The following is an 18,474-nucleotide window of genomic DNA, read 5'->3' as shown; positions in this document are numbered from 1 at the left end:
CAGGGCGTCAACCGGTCTGGCGCAGGCGGCTGAGTTCCTTGGACGGCGGGCAGCCGAACTGGCGGTTGTATTCGCGGCTGAACTGCGAAGCGCTTTCGTAGCCGACGCGGTAGCAGGCGCTGGAGACGTCCAGCCCTTCATTGATGATCAGCCGCCGCGCCTCTTGCAGGCGCAGCTGTTTTTGATATTGCAGCGGGCTCATGGCGGTGACGGCTTTGAAGCGGTGATGCAGCGCCGAATTGCTCAGATTGGCCACCTGCGCCAGCGCGTCGATGCGCAGCGGTTCAGTGAAATTCTTGTTCAGCCAGTCGATGGCCCGCGTGACCCGATGGGTCTGCGAATCGCTGACGGCGATTTCATACAGCAGATGCCCGTGCTGGCCGCGCAGCAGGCGGTAATACAGCTCACGCAACACCATCGGTGCGAGCATGCCGATGTCGCGCGGGTTATCCAGCAGGCGCACCAGACGCAGCATGGTATCGAGCAATGTCACGTCGATCTTGTCGAGAAACATGCCGCGCCCGGCGTCCTGTGGCATGCCGGTCAGCGGCGACTCGGCAATCAGTTGCGTCAGTTGCGCCGGATCGAAATCCAGCCGTACGCAAAAATACGGCGCCTCGGGTGAGGCTTCAATCACCCTTCCCGACACCGGCAACGTCACCGACACCACCAGGTAATTCAACGGGTCGTAGAGGAAACGTTCGTCGCCCAGCCCGACTTCCTTGCGCCCCTGCACGATCAGGCACAGCGCCGGGCGGTGCACGACATGGATCAGCTCGGACGGCCCATCGAGACGGATCACGTGCAGCGGCGCAATCGCGGTTTCGTAGGTGCCCGGCGCATCAAAGCGCTGGGTCAGCAAGCGCACCAGCTCGGCGCGATACACCGCCGTGTCGTGGAGGATGGAAGCGTCGTGGTTATCCATGCAAAGGGCCTCGAAAGCAGACGAAGGTGGGTCAACTGCGAAGGAAGATTAGCCAGTTTTACCCAGCGGCGACTAGATCAAAGATGCTGCAGGTTTGCCTGATTCTGCGTCGGTCAGATCGGGGTAAACCATGAGCACATCATCTTACGTGCCCATGGTTTGCCGCACTGCTATCAGCCTGCCGTTACCGTCATGCCGCCATCGGCCATGACCACCGAGCCGACCATGAAACTGGCGCGGTCGGAGGCCAGAAAGGTCACGATCTCGGCGATCTCTTCCGGCTGCGCCGCCCGACCGATTGGCGCTGCTTCGCCGTGCTGTGCGAGGAAGCCAGGGCCGTCCTCGACCACATCATTAAGGATATTGGTCACCACATCGCCGACGCCGATGGCGTTGACGCGAATGCCGTGCTCGATGACTTCCAGGGCCAGCGTACGGGTCAGTTGCGCCAGCGCACCTTTCGAGGCGGTGTAAGCGGCAATGGTCGGAAACGCAAAGTACGACGCATAGGAAGCGATATTGACGATCGCACCGGACTTGTTCGGGATCATCGCTTTCACCGCTTCGCGACAGTGCAGGAAGGCTGCCGTGGCATTCACTGCCTGGATCTTTTCCCAGTCGTCGCGGCTCATGTCGATCACGGCTTTGTTGATGATGATCCCGGCGTTGTTGACCAGAATATCCAGACGCCCGAACTGCTCGACGGCAAGGCCGACAGCACGTTCGGCGGCGCCGTCCTCGGTGATGTCCGCCACCAGCGGCACCAGATCGGGACGAGCCAGTGCTTCGACAGCCGGATTGAGGTCTTCGGCAACTACCTTGGCGCCGCGAGCGTGCAGCATCAGCGCAATCGCCTTGCCGATGCCACTGGCCGCGCCAGTGACCAGTGCAACTTTGCCGGCGACTTCTTGGGGCAGGGTGTGGTTGAAATCAGTCATGGTTTTAACTCCTCGATAGCGAATCGGTGTTGCGCCTGATGGCGCGGTCGTGAACACGGCTTCACTGTCGCGCACTGGCCGCCGCCGGGCTTTCGGGCGATTGCCGGGACTGTCGGAGTTTTGCGCTGGAGTTTCTCGTTCGCCCGCCCTAACCTTCAAAATCATTCGCAGCCGAAGCTTTTGATGGAGCGTCCTGTGCCCTCTGCCAGCCCTGCTACACCGACAATCAGCCAGCCCGCGCGCATCGCCGCCGAGGCCATGCCGGAGCATCTGCCCGGTGTTGCGGAAACGACCACGCCGCGACCGCAGATCAAGGATGCCGTGGTGCAGCTGTTCCACCATCAAACCCTGCTTGAGCCGATCCGCGTGCCGTGCGTGGCGGAACCGCTGCTAGTGCTGGTACTGGCCGGCACTGCCCGGGTCGAAGAACGTTCGTTGGGCGGAGAGTGGCAGGCGAGCCAGGTCACGGCGGGCGATTTTTTCCTGACCAACACCCGGGAACCCTACGAAATGCGCTGGCAGACCGAAGGTTGCGAGGTCTTCGAAGTCATGCACCTTTATCTTGGTCTGGGCTTGATCGAACACGCGGCGCGCGAAGCCTTCGGCGAACAGGCCGGTGCAGTGACGTTTGTCGACGTGTCGGGTGCGCGTGACGAGCAGGTCAGCTTCATTCTTGAGCAACTGCGCGTCGAACTGACCGAACAGCGCCATCCCAGTGCACTGCTGGTGCACAGCCTGGCCCAGGCGTTGGCGATCCATTTGCTGCGTCATTATCTCGACCCCGACAGCAACCCGCGCCGCGACAACGCCCTGCCCGCCTACAAACTGCGCCGGGTGATCGAAGCCATGAATGCGCATCTGGCGGAGGATTTCAGTCTCAGTCATCTGGCCGCCATCGCCGAGCTGAGCGACTACCACTTCAGCCGCACCTTCAAACGCGCCACCGGTTTATCGCCCTCGCAATACTTCATCCGCCTGCGCATGAGCCGCGCGCGTCATCTGTTGCTGGAGACCGCACGCAGCGTGATCGACATTGGCCTGGAAGTCGGCTACTCCAGTCCCAGCCACTTTTCCCAGGTGTTCCGCCGTGAAGTCGGGGTCACTCCTAGTGCCTACCGCGATGCGCCACGCGGGGCCTGAAAACCTGTCGAAAAGCGATGCAGCAGAATTGGGCAAATCCCGTGGAGGAATCGATTAATAGCCCATGAGCCACCGCACTTAATCTTCTTCCAGGCCCACTCACGGGCACACAGAAGAGGACGACATCATGCTGAACATTCAAGACAAAGTGATCGTGATTACCGGCGCCAGCAGCGGCATCGGCGAAGCCAGCGCACGCCTGCTCGCCGAACGTGGCGCCAAAGTGGTGTTGGGGGCTCGGCGTACCGAGCGTCTGGCAGTGATTGCCGAAGAGATCAATGGCGCAGGTGGCCACGCGCAGTTCCGCGCACTGGACGTCACCGATCAGCAGGATGTGCAGCGCTTCGTTGATTTCGCCGTCGAGCATTACGGCCGCGTCGATGTGCTGGTCAACAACGCCGGGGTCATGCCGTTGTCACGGCTGGATGCGCTGAAGGTCGATGAGTGGAACCGCATGATCGACGTCAACATCCGTGGCGTACTCCACGGCATCGCCGCCAGCCTGCCCTTGATGCAGCGCCAGCGCGCCGGGCAGATCATCAACATCGCCTCGATCGGCGCTTACGCGGTCAGCCCTACTGCGGCGGTGTACTGCGCGACCAAATACGCCGTACGGGCGATTTCCGAAGGCTTGCGCCAGGAAGTGGGCGGCGATATCCGCGTCACCGTCATCGCACCGGGCGTGACCGAATCGGAACTGGCCGAGAGCATTTCCGATGAAGGCGGCCGCGCCGAGATGAAGTCATTCCGCAAGATCGCCATCCCCGCCGAAGCCATCGCCCGCGCGATTGCGTATGCCGTCGAACAACCGGCGGATGTCGACGTCAGCGAACTGATCGTGCGCCCGACCGCGAGCCCTTACTGAGACCAGATGAATCACAATCAACTGTAGGAGTGAGCCTGCTCGCGATAGCGGTAGACCAGTCAATGAAAATGCTGAATGTGCCGCCGCCTTCGCGAGCAGGCTCGCTCCCACCGGGGATTTGTGGCACCACCAAATAATTGGTCAACACGGAACATTGTGGGAGCTAGCCTGCTCGCGAAAGCGCTGGGTCAGTCGGCGAAGATGCTGGATGTGCCGCCGTCTTCGCGGGCAAGCCCGCTCCCACAGGGTTTTGTGGCGCAACCAAATCAATGGACAACACGGAACATTGTGGGAGCGAGCCTGCTCGCGAAAGCGCTGGGTCAGTCGGCAAAGATGCTGGATGTGTCGCCGTCTTCGCGAGCAGGCTCGCTCCCACCGGGGATTTAGCGCACGGATATTCCAACCCTGGCCGGTCGATACTGGTTTTCACGATGTCGGTGACTGAACTGCATAAGGGTGCGCGGGAGAGCCTCTCACTCTAATTCCAGAGTGGGAGGCATCGATTAAATCGCTCGATCAGCGTGACGGCGGATGTTCGGTTGACACCGAGTTGGCCGCATCCACATCTGACATATCTTCCTCGACCGGTGCCTCATCGTCCGGCGGCAAAGGCACCTCGGGATTTTCCCGCTTGGGATCGTGCCCCGTCTCGTTGTCGGTGGTGCGCGTCACGGCTTGTTGCGACTGGTTGCCCGGTGCGTTTTCATCAATGTCCATGTCGGTCTCCGATGTGATTCAGCGATAGGTACCTGAACGTGTGAAATGCCGGCGCGTGACAAGTGCCCGGCAATGGACGAACGGCGTTCTGTAGAAAACGCAAAAGCCTGCTTTCGAGGCAGGCTTTAGCTTTGGATGGGAGGCTTACTTCTGCTGCGTCAGCGCCGAGTAGCTGTTCATCAGGTTGCGGTAGTTGGGAATACGCTGCGACAGCAGGTTACCCAGACCTTCAATATCGTTGCGCCAGTCGCGGTGCAGCTCACAGGCCACCGAGAACCAGTTCATCATCTGCGCGCCAGCCTGAGTCATGCGGCTCCACGCGGCTTGCTGAACAGTGGTGTTGAAGGTGCCGGACGCATCAGTCACCACAAACACATCAAAACCTTCCGCCAGCGCCGACAGGGTCGGGAACGCTACACAGACATCCGTTACGACACCGGCAATGATGATCTGCTTGCGCCCGGTGGCCTTGATTGCCTTGACGAAGTCTTCGTTGTCCCAAGCGTTGATCTGACCTGGGCGAGCGATGTACGGCGCGTCCGGGAACATCTCTTTCAACTCCGGTACCAGCGGGCCGTTCGGGCCTTGTTCGAAGCTGGTGGTGAGGATGGTTGGCAGGTCAAAGAACTTGGCCAGATCCGCCAGCGCCAGCACGTTGTTCTTGAACTCGTTCGGCGAGAAGTCCTGCACCAGCGAGATCAGACCGGTCTGGTGGTCAACCAGCAGCACGATAGCGTCGTCTTTGTTCAGGCGGTTGTAGGTTGGAGTGGTCATGGTGTGCGTCCCTTTTCAAGTTTGGAGTTTTGTTGTTGCGTTCAAGTTGGGTACAGATTACTGACGCACAGCAAAGGGATAAATCGCTTGAAAAGGGTTACACCGTCCACTCAAACCGGACAATCCACTTCAATCGTAAAACGGCTCAACCAACGCCCGGCTGCCGACAAAGAAACTGTCCGCTACCAGGCGCAATGGTTGCAGGTCGAGGTCGCTGGCCTTGTCGCCGATCAATTGCTGGAAGTGGCGGTAGACCGCTGCGTACTCGCCCTCCTCCGACACGCTTTGCTTCACGCCGTCGATGCTTAGCACCGCGCCGCCATTGTCCAGACGCAGGACGCCTTCGACGCAGCGGATTTCGATGCTCCACAGTTCGTCGTGGCCATGGTCGAAATCGAACTCGGCGCGAACGTCCAACTGCTGCGCATCGGACATTTTGATCGAGGCAGCAATCGGCGACTGGCAGTTGCTCGGCACGCGCAGTTCGGCGGCTTCGACAAACAGCGGCAGCGCCAGCAAGTGGGTGACGATCGACAGCGCGTTGATGCCCGGGTCGAAGACGCCGAGGCCGCCCGGCTGCCAGATCCACGCTTGACCCGGATGCCACTTGCGTACGTCTTCCTTCCAGTCGATCCGAACGCTTTGCAGGGTGCGGCTGGCCAACCAGTCACGGGCGGCGGCGATGCCCGGTGCGTAGCGTGAATGCCAGGCGAACAAAGCGCTGACGCCTTGATCGGCGACTTGATCGACCAGGGCCATAGCCTCGCCCAATGTCGCACAGGGCGGTTTTTCCACCAGCACGTGCTTGCCGGCCGCCAACGCCTGTTGCACCAGTGCGAAGCGCCCCTGTGGCGGCGTGCAGAACGCAATTGCGTCGACAGTCGGGCCGTTTTCGAGCAGTTCGCCCAGCGACTGGAAGTTTTCCACGCCGACGCAAGGTTTGCCTTGGGTAGCGACCGCCACCAACTGGAACGCCGGGTTGGCGAGGATGGCGGGGACGTGTTGATCCTGGGCGATCTTGCCGTAGCCCACCAGGCCGAGACGAATCGGTTGCATTACAGACTCCTGTTGTTGTTTTGGTCTTTGCAGCGCAGCGGCAAGAGTACGTGTTTCTGCGCTCGCCTCCAATCGTCATACTATTTAAATCAAGTTTGGTCGCGGCGAACGCATCGCTTATTCGTCATTTCTTCTTACACCTTTTGTCGTCCGATCCCGCACCGCGCGGCGATCGGCAGCCGGCGATCAGCCTCAGTTTGCTATCATGCGGCGCTTTTACGGTTAACCCCCCGCCAGTCCTGCCGACTCGCGGGCTGCAAAAGGCGGTATTAGATGACGGCTTTGTTGACTCGCCGCAAGGTACTTGCGGGAATGGGCGTGCTCGGGCTCGGCCTGCTCGCCGGTTGCGACACACGTGGCCAACTGTCGTACAAGTACGGCAAGGATCTGAGCGACAAGATCCTCGGACGCACCTTCAAGCTGAAGAACCCCGAAGGCGAAACCATGTCGCTGTCGAGCTTTCGCGGGATGATGCCGATGATCTTCTTCGGCTTCACCCAATGCCCGGCCGTTTGCCCCACCACCCTGGCCCGCGCCGCGCAGATCAAGAAACTCATGGGCCGCGACGGCGACCGCCTGCAAGTGGTGTTCATCACCCTTGACCCTGAGCGCGACACGCCGCAGATCCTCGACGCCTACGTCAAAGCCTTCGATCCGAGCTTCGTCGCGCTGTACGGCACACTTGAGGAAACCAAGGCCACCGCCAAGGAATTCGACGTGTTCTACGAGAAAGTCCCCGCCGGCGACACCTACACCATCTCCCATACGTCCACCAGCTACGTCTACGACTCGCGTGGTGAGTTGCGCCTGGGCCTGTCCACTTCGCTGACAGCCCAAGAGTGCACGGAAGATTTGCTTACTGTTATGGAGGTCTGCTGATGCATCCCGTTCTGAATCACCTCAAACGCACCGTATGTGCACTGTCCCTGCTCGGCCTGGCCTTCCAGGTGTCGGCGCAGACCAAAGTCGACGATGCCTGGGTCCGTGCCACCGTGCCGACCCAGTCCGCCAGCGGCGCGTTCATGACCGTCACTGCCGACACCGACAGCAAGCTGCTCAGCGTTGCCTCGCCAGTGGCCAAGGACGTTCAGATTCATGAAATGAGCATGAAGAACGATGTGATGACCATGGGCCCGGTGAAGTCCGTTGAGCTGCCTGCCGGCAAAGCCGTGAGCTTCGACCCGAACGGCTACCACGTCATGCTGATGGGCCTGAATGGTCAGTTGAAGGAAGGCGACAGCGTGCCGCTGACCCTGACAGTGGAAAACACCAAGGGCGAGAAAGAAACCATCGAAGTCAAAGCACCGGTTCGCGCGCTGACCAACATGGGCGGCCACGATCACAGCAAGATGCATTGATCGCTGACGGAAAGACTGTTCGCCCGACACATAAACGGGGCGGCCTGATCGATGATCGGGCCGCCCCGTTTTTTATTGGCCGGAAGAAGGCTTACGCCGCTAAACCTGTGGGAGCGAGCCTGCTCGCGAAGGCGTCAGGTCAGTCAAATCATCTGTGGCTGAAACTCCGCTTTCGCGAGCAGGCTCGCTCCCACATTAATTCTGGGTGATGCCCAATCCCTCAACTCCCCGCACCACCATGCGCTTCTTCAAAGAAGTAATCCTTCCAGCTCGCCGCTTTGTTCTTCAACACGCCCAGTTCCTGCAGTTTCTCGGCATAGATGAACGTGCGTTGCGGTACGACGGTGAAGTCGATTTCCGGGTCTTTGACGATTTGCTCGACCAGAGCCAGCGGCAGTTTCGATTGTTCGACGCGGATGTAGGCTTGGGCAGCGGCGGGCTTGTCGGCTTTGATGATCTGCTCGGCTTCGGCCAGTGCGTCGTAGAACGCCTTGTAGGTTTTCGGGTTTTCGTCGTGGAATTTTTCCGTGGTGTAGAGCACGTTGAACGTCGCCGGGCCGCCGAGGATGTCGTAGGAACTCAGCACTTTGTGCACGTTGGGGTTTTGCAGAGCCTGGTACTGAAACGGTGGGCTGGAGAAATGCGAATTGATTTCCGAGCCGCCGGCGATCAGCGCGGCGGTGGCGTCAGGGTGCGGCAGGCTGACCGAAATGTTGTCGAATTTCTTGAACTGGTCGTCGCCGAATTCTTTCGCGGTTTCAATTTGCAGGGTGCGCGACTGAAAACCTACGCCTGCGGCCGGCACGGCGATACGGTCCTTGTCGCTGAAGTCCTTGAGGGTTTTGATGTTCGGGTTGTTGGTCAGCAGGTAATTGGGCATCGAGCCCAGCGCGGCGATGGCTTTGACGTTCTGCTTGCCCTTGGTGCGGTCCCACACTGTGAGCATCGGCGGCACGCCGGCCGAGACCACATCCAGCGCTCCGGTCAGCAGCGCCTCGTTCATCGCCGTGGCGCCGGAAATGCTGTTCCAGTCGACCTTGATGTCCAGACCCTGAGCCTTACCGTGTCTCTCGATCAGCTGTTGATCGCGTACGACATCGAGAATCAGGTAACCAATGCCGAATTGCTGGGCGATGCTGATCCTGCCCTCGGCTTGGGCGCCGCTACTGAACAGCGCACCCGCTGCCAGAGTAGCGGCCAACAGAGTCAGCGCAGAACGTTTGAACGGTGTGGCCATGACAACCTCGCAGCATGGGGGTGGGCTGAAAGGCCTGACTTTATAGCTATAAAAAATAGAAATTAAATATCCTTATCGCATATCGATAGCACTGAGCGATTTGACGTCTGCTGCCGGAATTCAGGAGCAGTGGATGAACCTACAACAGTCTGAAACAAAAAACTGCCCTCGGGAAAAATGGCACTGCGCCCCACAACCCACGCCCGCTATGGGCACGCGCCGTTTCGGGGATCGCCGGCCGCAGGTTTTAAAAAGCCGATCAGCCTTCCTGCCCTTGATATCATCACCCACACTTTTTTGACCCTTTGATGACAAGCAGGCCTTTTTTGTGAGCGCTCTTTTCAACTGGCTGCGGCGGCCGAATGCCCGCCTTCTTTCTCTAATCGTTTTGGTATTGATCGTACCGGTGTGCCTGCGTGCAGCGTTGGGCTGGTCGTCACCGCTGGGCTTTTTGTCGGATCTGGCCGTGGGTAGTCTGCTGCTGGTATCGCTGCATCGCCGTACGTGGTGGCTGGCCTTGCCGGTGCTGGTGTTTTGGGCGCTGCTGGCGATCGCCACGGCAGAATTGGTCAGCGCCGTCGGCCGCCTGCCGACGCCTTCGGATATTCACTACCTGATCGACCCGCAGTTCGTCGAGAATTCCACTGGCGGCGGACTTGCGCACCCTGCCCTGGCCATTGCTTTGCTGGGTACTTTGGTTTTCTGGCTGGTGGCCCAATTTATGGGGCGCGGTCTGGCTCGGCCGGCATTGCCGCGCGCGGCCTGGGCAGCGCCGATCGTTTTGTTCGCCGCGCACTGGGGCGCGCAAAACCTGTGGCCGAATGACGGCGACGCCTGGCGCCTGTACAACCTGCCGCATCAATTGCTCGCCAGTGAAGTCGCCGACCTGCAGATCCAGGCCGAGGAATGGCTGGACGGCGACATTGAAGAACCGACACCTGCGATGGCCGGGCTCACCGACGTCGATCTCAATGGCCAGAAGCTGCTGGCCGCGCCGGGGCAGGCGCGCAACGTATTGATCATCGCTTTGGAAGGCATTCCCGGCGCCTACATCCGCGCCAACCGCGAGGCGATCGACAGTCACTATCAGGAAGACCTGATGCCCAACCTCAGCCGCTGGGCCGAGCGCGGCATGAACACACCGGATTACGTGCTGCACACCCATCAGACCATTCGCGGTCTGTACGCCATGCTGTGCGGTGACTACGACAAGCTCAACAACGGCACGCCCAAAGGCGTGGAAATGCTCACCCTCAACGAACGCAATCAGGCCTGCCTGCCGGCGCAGCTGCGCGAACACGGCTTCAGCACTCATTATTTGCAGGGCGCCGGCCTGCGCTTCATGGCCAAAGACAAGATCATGCCGCACATCGGTTTCGATGCGACCCACGGCCTGGAATGGTTCAGCAACAGCAACTATCTGGAGTTCCCGTGGGGCAAGGATGACAAGGCGTTTTTTGAAGGCGCGCTGGATTACGTCGGCCAGTTGAAAAAGCAAAAGCAGCCGTGGATGTTGACTCTGCTGACGGTCGGCACCCATCAGCCCTACTCCGCACCGGAGGATTATCTGCAGCGTTATGAGACGCCCAAGCAGGCTGCCGTCGGTTATCTCGACGATGCGCTGGATCAGTTTCTTTCAGGGCTGGAGCGCCAGGGCGTTCTCAAGGACACACTGGTGGTGATCACCTCGGATGAATCCCATGGCATCGACGGCGTGCGGCTGGCCTCCTCGTGGGGTTTCAACCTGACGCTGGCACCGGAGCAGGCGCAACTGCCGCGCCTGAATGCCGGGGTTTATGGTCACGTCGATCTGAGCACCTCGATCCTCGACTATTTCGACCTGCCGGTGCCGACTGCGCTGAGCGGGCGGTCGCTGTTTCGCGACTACGATTCGGGGCGAGAAATCATGTCGTTCACCAACGGCAAACTGCGCTACCACAACGGTCAGGGCATCTTCTCCGAGTGCGATCTGCCGCGCCGCTGCCGCTATTACCAAAGCACCGGCTTCATCGCCGAAAGTGCCACATACAAAGGCACCTACAGCGGCCACCCGGCCCGGCAAATCGCCGCGCGCGCCGATGCGCTGGACCTGTCCTTGCTGCGCACACCGCTCAATCATCGCTACCAGTTCGGCAGCAACAACATCATCCCTCTGCAAGCGCAGATAAAGGATGACTGGGCCGACAACCTGATCGGCGCGCAATACCTGGAAATGCCCAAAGGCTCGCACACCCGCGTGCGCCTGACCGTGCGCTCGGTCGATCCGCAGCAGGCGGCGTACATTCAGCTCAAGGCCAAGGAATTTGAACAGGACGTGCAACTGGGCCTGCCAGCAGAAATGGTCGCCACGGCGGATCAGCCGCTGGAGATGGATTTCAGCTTTGAAAACCCGCAGCCGCGCAAAGCCTTCTCGTTTCATTTGCTGGGCTACGGCAATGGCGCGGTTGAAGTATCGGACTTCAGCGTGATCACTGAACTGCCTGGGCAGGATGACATTCTTGATGACGTGCCCGAGGACGACACCGCGCAATCGAGTTGACGTCTTTATTTATAAAGGCTGCACTCGCCTGTCACTTTGCTTCGGGGTATCGAGTGTAAGATCGAATTTGCCTGTCACTTTCCTGGCTTTTCCCAGATCCAGAGCAAAAGTGCCTGCTACGTTTTTGCGAAAATTGGCAAAGGTGACGATGAGTTCACCCTCAATAATGGGTTGGTCAAAATGATTGATCATAACCTTCCAATACCGTCCCATGGTTGGAAAAGTCACTGTGTGAGGACCATCTCCCTCCAACGCATTCGGCACAGACAACTCGACCGTGTGTATAAAATCGTCAGTTCCGATGATGATAAATTCCGTCTCGGTCTCTGCATAAACACATAACTTGCTCTCCAGAAATTTAACGTCATCGAGAAACGCGACAAAGCTACCGGTAGCATTTCGTTTGTTCAGAAGGTCACTTGTTTCGTCCTGAGACATGTCGATATTCCCTTGAGGTAAAGGTGACGTTGCGTTGACTCCAACATATTGTGATTGCGTGGTATCAACCACTGTCAAAGCTGACAGTTTTTAAGATCGCTTCGAAATAACGCCGCTTTTGCATCACGATATCGAGGTAGCAAAAGAGCCTGCCTATCGCCTGCCAAGACTGCGGCTATTAGCCGACTTGCCAACTCGGGTCTAGCCTTACCAGTCCGAAGTCGGCACGAGCCGGCCGCAGACCTGATAGGGATCCGAACATGGCAAACGAATCGAAATGCCCGTTCAACCACGCCGCCGGCGGCGGTACGACGAACCGTGACTGGTGGCCGAATCAACTCAATCTGAAAATCCTCAGCCAGCATTCCCCCAAGTCCGATCCGCTGGGCCAGGACTTCGACTACGCCAAAGCCTTCAAAAGCCTCGACTTCCAGGCGCTGAAACAAGACATCAAAGCACTGATGACTGATTCTCAGGACTGGTGGCCAGCCGATTTCGGCCATTACGGCCCACTGTTCGTGCGCATGGCCTGGCACAGCGCCGGGACCTATCGCACCGCCGACGGCCGTGGCGGCGCCGGCTCCGGTCAGCAACGCTTCGCCCCGCTCAACAGCTGGCCGGACAACGTCAGCCTCGACAAGGCCCGCCGTCTGCTGTGGCCGATCAAGCAGAAATACGGCCGCAACATTTCCTGGGCCGACCTGATCGTGCTCACCGGCAACGTCGCCCTTGAATCCATGGGCTTCAAGACCTTCGGTTTTTCCGGGGGCCGCGCCGATGTCTGGGAACCGGATGAAGACGTGTACTGGGGTTCGGAAACCGAGTGGCTGGGCGGCGACAACCGTTACGGCAAGAGTAATGGCCCAGTGCAAGAGCCCGGTGACGGCACGCTGGTGGCTGAGCCCGATTTGCATGGCCGTGAAGAAAGCCGCACCGATCAGGGCGAACGCAATCTGGAAAATCCCCTCGCCGCCGTGCAGATGGGCCTGATCTACGTCAACCCTGAAGGCCCGGAAGGCAACCCGGATCCGGTGGCTTCGGCCAAGGACATTCGCGAAACCTTCGGCCGCATGGCCATGAACGACGAAGAAACCGTGGCGCTGATCGCTGGCGGTCACGCGTTCGGCAAGACCCACGGCGCCGGCCCTGCCGACAATGTCGGTCCCGAACCGGAAGCGGCTGGCCTTGAGCAACAGGGTCTGGGCTGGAAAAACGCCTTCGGCACCGGTAAAGGCGCCGACACCATCACCAGTGGTCTGGAGGTAACCTGGACCACCACGCCCACACAGTGGAGCAACAACTATCTGGAAAACCTGTTCGGCTTCGAGTGGGAGCTGACCAAAAGCCCGGCGGGCGCCCATCAGTGGCAACCGAAAAACGGCGCCGGTGCAGGCACCGTTCCCCACGCTCACGATCCGAACAAGAAGCTCTCGCCGACCATGCTCACCTCTGACCTGGCGCTGCGCTTCGATCCTGCTTATGAGCAGATCTCGCGGCGTTTCCTGGCCAATCCCGATCAGCTCGCCGACGCATTTGCCCGCGCCTGGTACAAGCTGATCCATCGGGACATGGGGCCGCTCTCTCGCTACCTCGGCCCGGAAATGCCGCAAGAGGAGCTGCTCTGGCAAGACCCGCTGCCCGACGTGACGCACCCGCTGATCGATGACAGCGACGCTGCGGCGCTGAAAAACAAGGTGCTGAATTCAGGACTGTCGGTGTCGCAACTGGTCTCGACCGCGTGGGCGGCGGCGTCGACGTTTCGCGGCTCGGACAAACGCGGCGGCGCCAATGGCGGGCGCTTGCGTCTGGCCCCGCAGAAGTTCTGGCAGGCCAACCAGCCCGAACAACTGGACAAAGTGCTGAGCACGCTGGAAAGCATTCAGAGCGAGTTCAACAACGGCGCCGCCGGTGGCAAGAAAATCTCGCTGGCGGACCTGATCGTCCTGGCCGGTAATGCCGGAGTGGAAAAAGCCGCGCAGAACGCCGGGCATTCAGTATCGGTGCCGTTCTCGCCAGGCCGCGTCGATGCTTCGCAGGAGCAGACCGATGTCGAATCGTTCGGCTTCCTCGAACCGATCGCCGATGGTTTCCGCAATTACAGCAAAGGCAAATACACGGTTGCGGCAGAAACCCTGCTGATCGACAAGGCGCAGTTGCTGACTCTCACGGCACCAGAAATGACCGTGCTGCTGGGTGGTTTGCGGGTATTGAACACCAATGTCGGCCAGACGCGGCATGGCGTGTTCACCGATAAAACCGAAACGCTGAGCAATGACTTCTTCACCCACCTGCTGGACATGGGTGTGGAGTGGACCCCAACGTCACGGGATGCCGATGAGTTTGAAGGCCGTGACCGCAAGACCGGGGCGCCAAAGTGGACGGCGACGCGGGTGGATCTGGTGTTCGGCTCCAATGCGCAATTGCGCGCATTGGCCGAGGTCTATGCCAGTTCCGACGCGAAGGCGCAGTTCGTCAACGATTTCGTCAAGGCCTGGACGAAGGTGATGAATCTGGATCGGTTTGATCTGCGTAAATAGCTGTTTGTTGTGCCAATAAAAATGCCGCTCGTTGAGCGGCATTTTTTTGTTGATCGTTCCCACGCGCAGCAAAGGAATGCAGCAAGGGACGCTCTGCGTCCCAAAGCCGATGCAGAGCGTGGAGAGAGGCATTCCCACGCAGAGCATGGGAACGATCAATTAAAGGCCCCAACATTTAATCGGCGTTACGCCAGGCTTTTGCTCACCACTTCATACACATCGCTGGACAGCGCCCCGGACGCCAGAATCCGCTCCAGCTCGGCCTTCATCAGTGCCTGACGCGCGCTGTCGTATTTGCGCCAGCGGGTCAGCGGTGCCAATTGACGTGAGGCGATCTGTGGGTTGAAGCCGTTCAGTTCGATCACCAGATCGGCAAGGAAGCGATAACCGGAACCGTCCGCCGCGTGGAAGTTGATCAGGTTCTGCCCGGCGAACGCGCCGATCAGTGCCCGCACCTTGTTCGGGTTCTTGATGTTGAACGCTGGGTGCTGCATCAACGCCTTAACGCGCGCCAAACCGCCCGGCAAGGTGCTACCGGCCTGCACGCTGAACCACTGATCCATGACCAGCGGATTGTCCTTGAAGTGCTCGGCGAAGCTGGCCAGTGCCAGGGCCTTCTGCTCTTCGAACGGCGAGTTGACCAGCACCGCCAGCGCGGTCAGGCGCTCGGTCATGTTGTCGGCGGTCTCGAATTGCTCCAGCGCCGCTGCCAGCACTTCCGGCTTGCCGCTGAGCATCAGGTACGACAGGGCGATGTTCTGCAAGGCGCGACGGGCGAAGTGCTCGGCCTCGGCCACGTACGGAGTCTTTTTCGACAGATCGCGGTTGGCCTGATAACGCAGCCACAGCGCTTCGAACAAGCCTTCGGCGAGTTGCTTGCGGGCGAACTCGCGAGCGACGTGAATCGCCTCGACGTCAGCCACTTCGCTGATCTCGGTGAGATAGGCCTCACCCGGCAGCGAGAGCATTTCGGCAACCATCGCCTGATCCAGCGACTCGTCGGACAGCACCGTGCGCAGTGCCGACACCAGACGCGGATCGAGCTTCAGGCTCGCGCCTTTCTGATGCTGGCCGATCAACTCTTGAAGCACTTGCACCGACAGTTGCTGACCGGCATCCCAGCGATTGAAGCCGTCGCTGTCGTGCTGCATCAGGAACATCAGTTGATCGCGGTTGTACGGGAAGCTCAGTTTCACCGGTGCCGAGAAGCCGCGCAGCAGCGATGGCAGCGGCTGTTCGTTGATGTCGACGAAGGTGAAGGTCTGCTCGGCGTCGGTCACCGAGATCACCCGAGTGGTGCCTTGTGCCGAAGCTTCACCAGCCAGACGCAGAGCGATTTCATTGCCCTGGCTGTCGAGCAGGCCGAGCTCGACCGGAATCACGAACGGCAGTTTTTCTACCTTGTCCGGGGTCGGCGGGCAGCTCTGGCGGAAGGTCAGGCTGTAGGTTTTCGCCGCAGCGTCGTAGGACTCGCTGACGGCCAGACGCGGTGTGCCGGCCTGGCTGTACCAGCGTTTGAACTGACTGAGATCAACGCCATTGGCATCTTCCATGGCCTTGACGAAGTCGTCGCAGGTCACGGCCTGACCGTCGTGGCGCTCGAAGTACAGATCGCTGCCCTTGCGGAAGCCGTCGGCGCCCAGCAGGGTGTGGATCATGCCGACCACTTCCGAACCCTTTTCGTACACGGTCAGGGTGTAGAAGTTGGAAATCTCGATGAAGCTGTCCGGACGCACGGCGTGGGCCATCGGCCCGGCATCTTCGGCGAACTGGTGAGTACGCAGATAGGCCACGTCCTGAATGCGCTTGACCGTCGCCGAGTTCATGTCCGAGGAGAAACCGGCATCGCGGAACACCGTGAAGCCTTCCTTGAGCGACAACTGGAACCAGTCGCGGCAGGTCACGCGGTTGCCCGACCAGTTGTGGAAGTATTCATGGGCGACGATCGCCTCGACCCGCTGGTGCGCGGCGTCGGTCGCGGTTTCGGCGCGGGCCAGCACGGCGCTGGAGTTGAAAATGTTGAGGCCCTTGTTCTCCATCGCGCCCATGTTGAAATCGTTGACGGCGACGATCATGAAGATGTCCAGATCGTACTCGCGACCGTACACCTCTTCGTCCCAGCGCATGGATTTCTTCAGGCTGTTCATCGCGTGCTGGCACTTGTCGATGTTTTCCGGCTCGACGTAAATGCGCAGCGCGACGTTGCGCTGGCTCATGGTTGTGAAAGTGTCTTCGACGCACCACAGATCACCGGCGACCAGCGCAAACAGGTACGCCGGTTTCTTGAACGGATCTTCCCAGGTCGCCCAGTGCCGGCCGTCTTCGCCGGGGCCGGAAGCGATCGGGTTACCGTTGGAGAGCAACACCGGGTAGCTGTGCTGTTCGGCCACGACGGTGGTGGTGAACTTGCTCATCACGTCCGGGCGGTCGAGGTAATAGGTGATCTTGCGGAAGCCTTCGGCCTCGCACTGGGTGCAGAACATCGTGCCGGACTTGTACAGGCCTTCCAGCGCGGTATTGGTTTCCGGATGGATGCGCACGCTGGTGTCGAGGGTGAACGTTTCACTGGTCGGTTGCAGGGTCAGGTGGCTGTCGGAAACTTGATAGTCAGCGGCGCTCAGCTCCTGATCCGCCAGCGTTACCGACAGCAGCTCCAGTTGCTGGCCGTCGAGCACCAGCGGCGGCAGGCCGGCGCCGCGCTCCGGGTTGCGGCGCATCACCAGTTGCGCGTGAACCAGGCTGTGGTCCTCGAACAACTCGAAGGTCAGGTGCGTTTCGTCGATCAGGTACTCGGGCGCCTGATAGTCCTTGAGGTAAATCATCTTCGGTTGTTCGGTGCGCATGCTGGAATCCTTATTGATGCACGGCGAGCTGGTACGCCGTGTATTTACGAATGTTGATCACGCCGGTGTCGAAGATCAGGTACTGGCCCTTGATCCCCAGCAGCGTGCCTTCGGCAATCGGGTTCTTGTCCAGGTTGAAGCTGACGATTTTCGCCGGGTATTGCTCGACGGGATAGCGGATTTCCAGCGGTTCGACATCGGCAATCGTCTGAATCGCCTGTAGGCCGAATCGCTCCTGCAACCCTTGCAGGCCTTCGGCGCAGCTTTCGAACAACTGATCGCGCACCTGCGCCAGATCCACCGCCGCCGCATCACCTTTGAGCAGCGCGCGCCAGTTGGTCTTGTCCGCCACCTGGCTGCGGAACAGGTCCTCGACAAACCCCGATTGCTGGCGTGTCGATACACGCATGATTGGCAAGGCTTGACTCGCACCCTGGTCGAGCCAACGGGTCGGCAACTGCGTAGCACGGGTGATGCCAACCTTGATCCCCGACGAGTTGGCCAGATAAACCACATGATCGGTCATGCAGAACTGCTGGCCCCACTCCGGATCGCGGCAGGTGCCGGCGTCGAAGTGGCAGCGTTCCGGGCTCATGATGCACAGGTCGCACTGCGCCAGTTTGGTCATGCACGGGTAGCAATAGCCCTGACTGAAACTGGTTTTGGTTTTGCGCCCGCAATGGGTGCAGTGGATCGCCCCCAAAAATTCCAGACGCAGCGTGCTGCCGATCAACGGATTGACCGGCACCTCGACGTCATCCAGACGAAACGCGTACTGCACGTTCGACCCGTCCAGACGCGCCGACATTTTGCTGATTGCACCGCGGCCAATCTCGATCAATGGATGGCATCCGATTTGAACAGGATGTTCGGCACTTCGATCGACTTCGACGCACATTCTTGCGGGCCCATGTAACCGGTGCGCTGGTCTTCAGGCAGGTTCTGGATTTCCCAGGCAATCATCGCCTGCAACGACAGCTCGCGCTGTTCGACAGTGAGTTTGTTGCCGTCGGACCATTTGCCGATTTCCACGGCCAGTTTCAGGCTTTCGTAGATGTCCGGGGTGATGTTGTTGATCATGTCGTTGAAAGAGGACATCAGGGTCTC

General features: G+C 59.8%; 16 protein-coding genes. 6 read left to right on the top strand and 10 right to left on the bottom strand.

What is annotated here, in order from left to right:
- Positions 1-7: 7 nt before the first annotated feature.
- Positions 8-925 carry an AraC family transcriptional regulator gene (locus AB4N85_RS05720; protein ID WP_095179591.1) on the bottom strand — a complete coding sequence of 306 codons (918 nt, stop codon included), beginning with the start codon at positions 923-925 and terminating at the stop codon, positions 8-10.
- A 173-nt stretch (positions 926-1,098) separates the two neighbouring features.
- Positions 1,099-1,863: an SDR family NAD(P)-dependent oxidoreductase gene (locus AB4N85_RS05715; protein WP_252869216.1), complete on the bottom strand. Its 765-nt coding sequence runs from the start codon at positions 1,861-1,863 to the stop codon at positions 1,099-1,101.
- A 258-nt stretch (positions 1,864-2,121) separates the two neighbouring features.
- Here AB4N85_RS05715 and AB4N85_RS05710 point away from each other — a divergent pair, with 258 nt between their 5' ends.
- Together AB4N85_RS05710 and AB4N85_RS05705 are read left to right on the top strand one after the other, a co-directional pair.
- Positions 2,122-3,003, top strand: a complete 882-nt coding sequence (locus tag AB4N85_RS05710; protein ID WP_252869546.1) for a helix-turn-helix domain-containing protein — start codon at positions 2,122-2,124, stop codon at positions 3,001-3,003.
- A 127-nt stretch (positions 3,004-3,130) separates the two neighbouring features.
- The gene (locus AB4N85_RS05705) at positions 3,131-3,868 is read left to right on the top strand and encodes an SDR family oxidoreductase (protein WP_252869215.1); all 738 of its coding nucleotides are present in this window, start codon (positions 3,131-3,133) and stop codon (positions 3,866-3,868) included.
- Positions 3,869-4,384: 516 nt separating this feature from the next.
- On the opposite strand, the gene AB4N85_RS05700 is transcribed toward AB4N85_RS05705, so the two are convergent.
- The 3 genes from AB4N85_RS05700 to AB4N85_RS05690 all read right to left on the bottom strand — a co-directional run bounded on the left by AB4N85_RS05700 (position 4,385) and on the right by AB4N85_RS05690 (position 6,415).
- The gene (locus tag AB4N85_RS05700; RefSeq protein WP_016774226.1) at positions 4,385-4,585 is read right to left on the bottom strand and encodes a hypothetical protein; all 201 of its coding nucleotides are present in this window, start codon (positions 4,583-4,585) and stop codon (positions 4,385-4,387) included.
- Positions 4,586-4,729: 144 nt separating this feature from the next.
- The gene (gene ycaC / locus AB4N85_RS05695; protein WP_016774235.1) at positions 4,730-5,359 is read right to left on the bottom strand and encodes an isochorismate family cysteine hydrolase YcaC; all 630 of its coding nucleotides are present in this window, start codon (positions 5,357-5,359) and stop codon (positions 4,730-4,732) included.
- A 129-nt stretch (positions 5,360-5,488) separates the two neighbouring features.
- The gene (locus AB4N85_RS05690) at positions 5,489-6,415 is read right to left on the bottom strand and encodes a Gfo/Idh/MocA family protein (RefSeq protein WP_252869214.1); all 927 of its coding nucleotides are present in this window, start codon (positions 6,413-6,415) and stop codon (positions 5,489-5,491) included.
- A gap of 273 nt (positions 6,416-6,688) precedes the next feature.
- Between AB4N85_RS05690 and AB4N85_RS05685 the strand changes: the two genes are divergently transcribed.
- Together AB4N85_RS05685 and AB4N85_RS05680 are read left to right on the top strand one after the other, a co-directional pair.
- Entirely contained in the window at positions 6,689-7,294 is a 606-nt protein-coding gene (locus AB4N85_RS05685; RefSeq protein ID WP_016774221.1) for an SCO family protein, read from the top strand.
- Positions 7,294-7,773, top strand: a complete 480-nt coding sequence (locus AB4N85_RS05680; RefSeq protein ID WP_252869213.1) for a copper chaperone PCu(A)C — start codon at positions 7,294-7,296, stop codon at positions 7,771-7,773. Before AB4N85_RS05685 ends, AB4N85_RS05680 begins: the two co-directional genes overlap by 1 nt.
- A 220-nt stretch (positions 7,774-7,993) precedes the next feature.
- On the opposite strand, the gene AB4N85_RS05675 is transcribed toward AB4N85_RS05680, so the two are convergent.
- Positions 7,994-9,010 carry an ABC transporter substrate-binding protein gene (locus AB4N85_RS05675; protein WP_095179586.1) on the bottom strand — a complete coding sequence of 339 codons (1,017 nt, stop codon included), beginning with the start codon at positions 9,008-9,010 and terminating at the stop codon, positions 7,994-7,996.
- A 328-nt stretch (positions 9,011-9,338) separates the two neighbouring features.
- Here AB4N85_RS05675 and AB4N85_RS05670 point away from each other — a divergent pair, with 328 nt between their 5' ends.
- Complete coding sequence (locus tag AB4N85_RS05670) at positions 9,339-11,549, top strand: LTA synthase family protein (protein ID WP_252869212.1); 2,211 nt, start codon at positions 9,339-9,341, stop codon at positions 11,547-11,549.
- A gap of 9 nt (positions 11,550-11,558) precedes the next feature.
- Here AB4N85_RS05670 and AB4N85_RS05665 read toward each other — a convergent pair whose 3' ends face one another.
- Positions 11,559-11,987 carry a hypothetical protein gene (locus AB4N85_RS05665; protein WP_095179584.1) on the bottom strand — a complete coding sequence of 143 codons (429 nt, stop codon included), beginning with the start codon at positions 11,985-11,987 and terminating at the stop codon, positions 11,559-11,561.
- A gap of 260 nt (positions 11,988-12,247) precedes the next feature.
- On the opposite strand from AB4N85_RS05665, the gene katG reads away from it, so the two are divergent.
- Entirely contained in the window at positions 12,248-14,524 is a 2,277-nt protein-coding gene (gene katG, locus AB4N85_RS05660) for a catalase/peroxidase HPI (RefSeq protein ID WP_252869211.1), read from the top strand.
- Positions 14,525-14,709: 185 nt separating this feature from the next.
- Here katG and pepN read toward each other — a convergent pair whose 3' ends face one another.
- From pepN to AB4N85_RS05645, 3 genes are read right to left on the bottom strand one after another with little or no spacing between them, the layout of a single operon-like run.
- Positions 14,710-17,367: an aminopeptidase N gene (pepN, locus tag AB4N85_RS05655; protein ID WP_252869210.1), complete on the bottom strand. Its 2,658-nt coding sequence runs from the start codon at positions 17,365-17,367 to the stop codon at positions 14,710-14,712.
- Positions 17,368-17,377: 10 nt separating this feature from the next.
- Entirely contained in the window at positions 17,378-18,208 is an 831-nt protein-coding gene (locus AB4N85_RS05650; RefSeq protein WP_252869209.1) for a DUF2797 domain-containing protein, read from the bottom strand.
- Positions 18,205-18,465: a YeaC family protein gene (locus AB4N85_RS05645; RefSeq protein WP_252869208.1), complete on the bottom strand. Its 261-nt coding sequence runs from the start codon at positions 18,463-18,465 to the stop codon at positions 18,205-18,207. The genes AB4N85_RS05650 and AB4N85_RS05645 overlap by 4 nt, the downstream gene beginning before the upstream one ends.
- Between the last annotated feature and the right edge of the window lie 9 nt (positions 18,466-18,474).

It is taken from the genome of Pseudomonas sp. H1_G08 (assembly GCF_054681355.1).
Note: the sequence above shows the minus strand (reverse complement) of the source record. Positions and strands in the feature narration are given on the sequence as shown.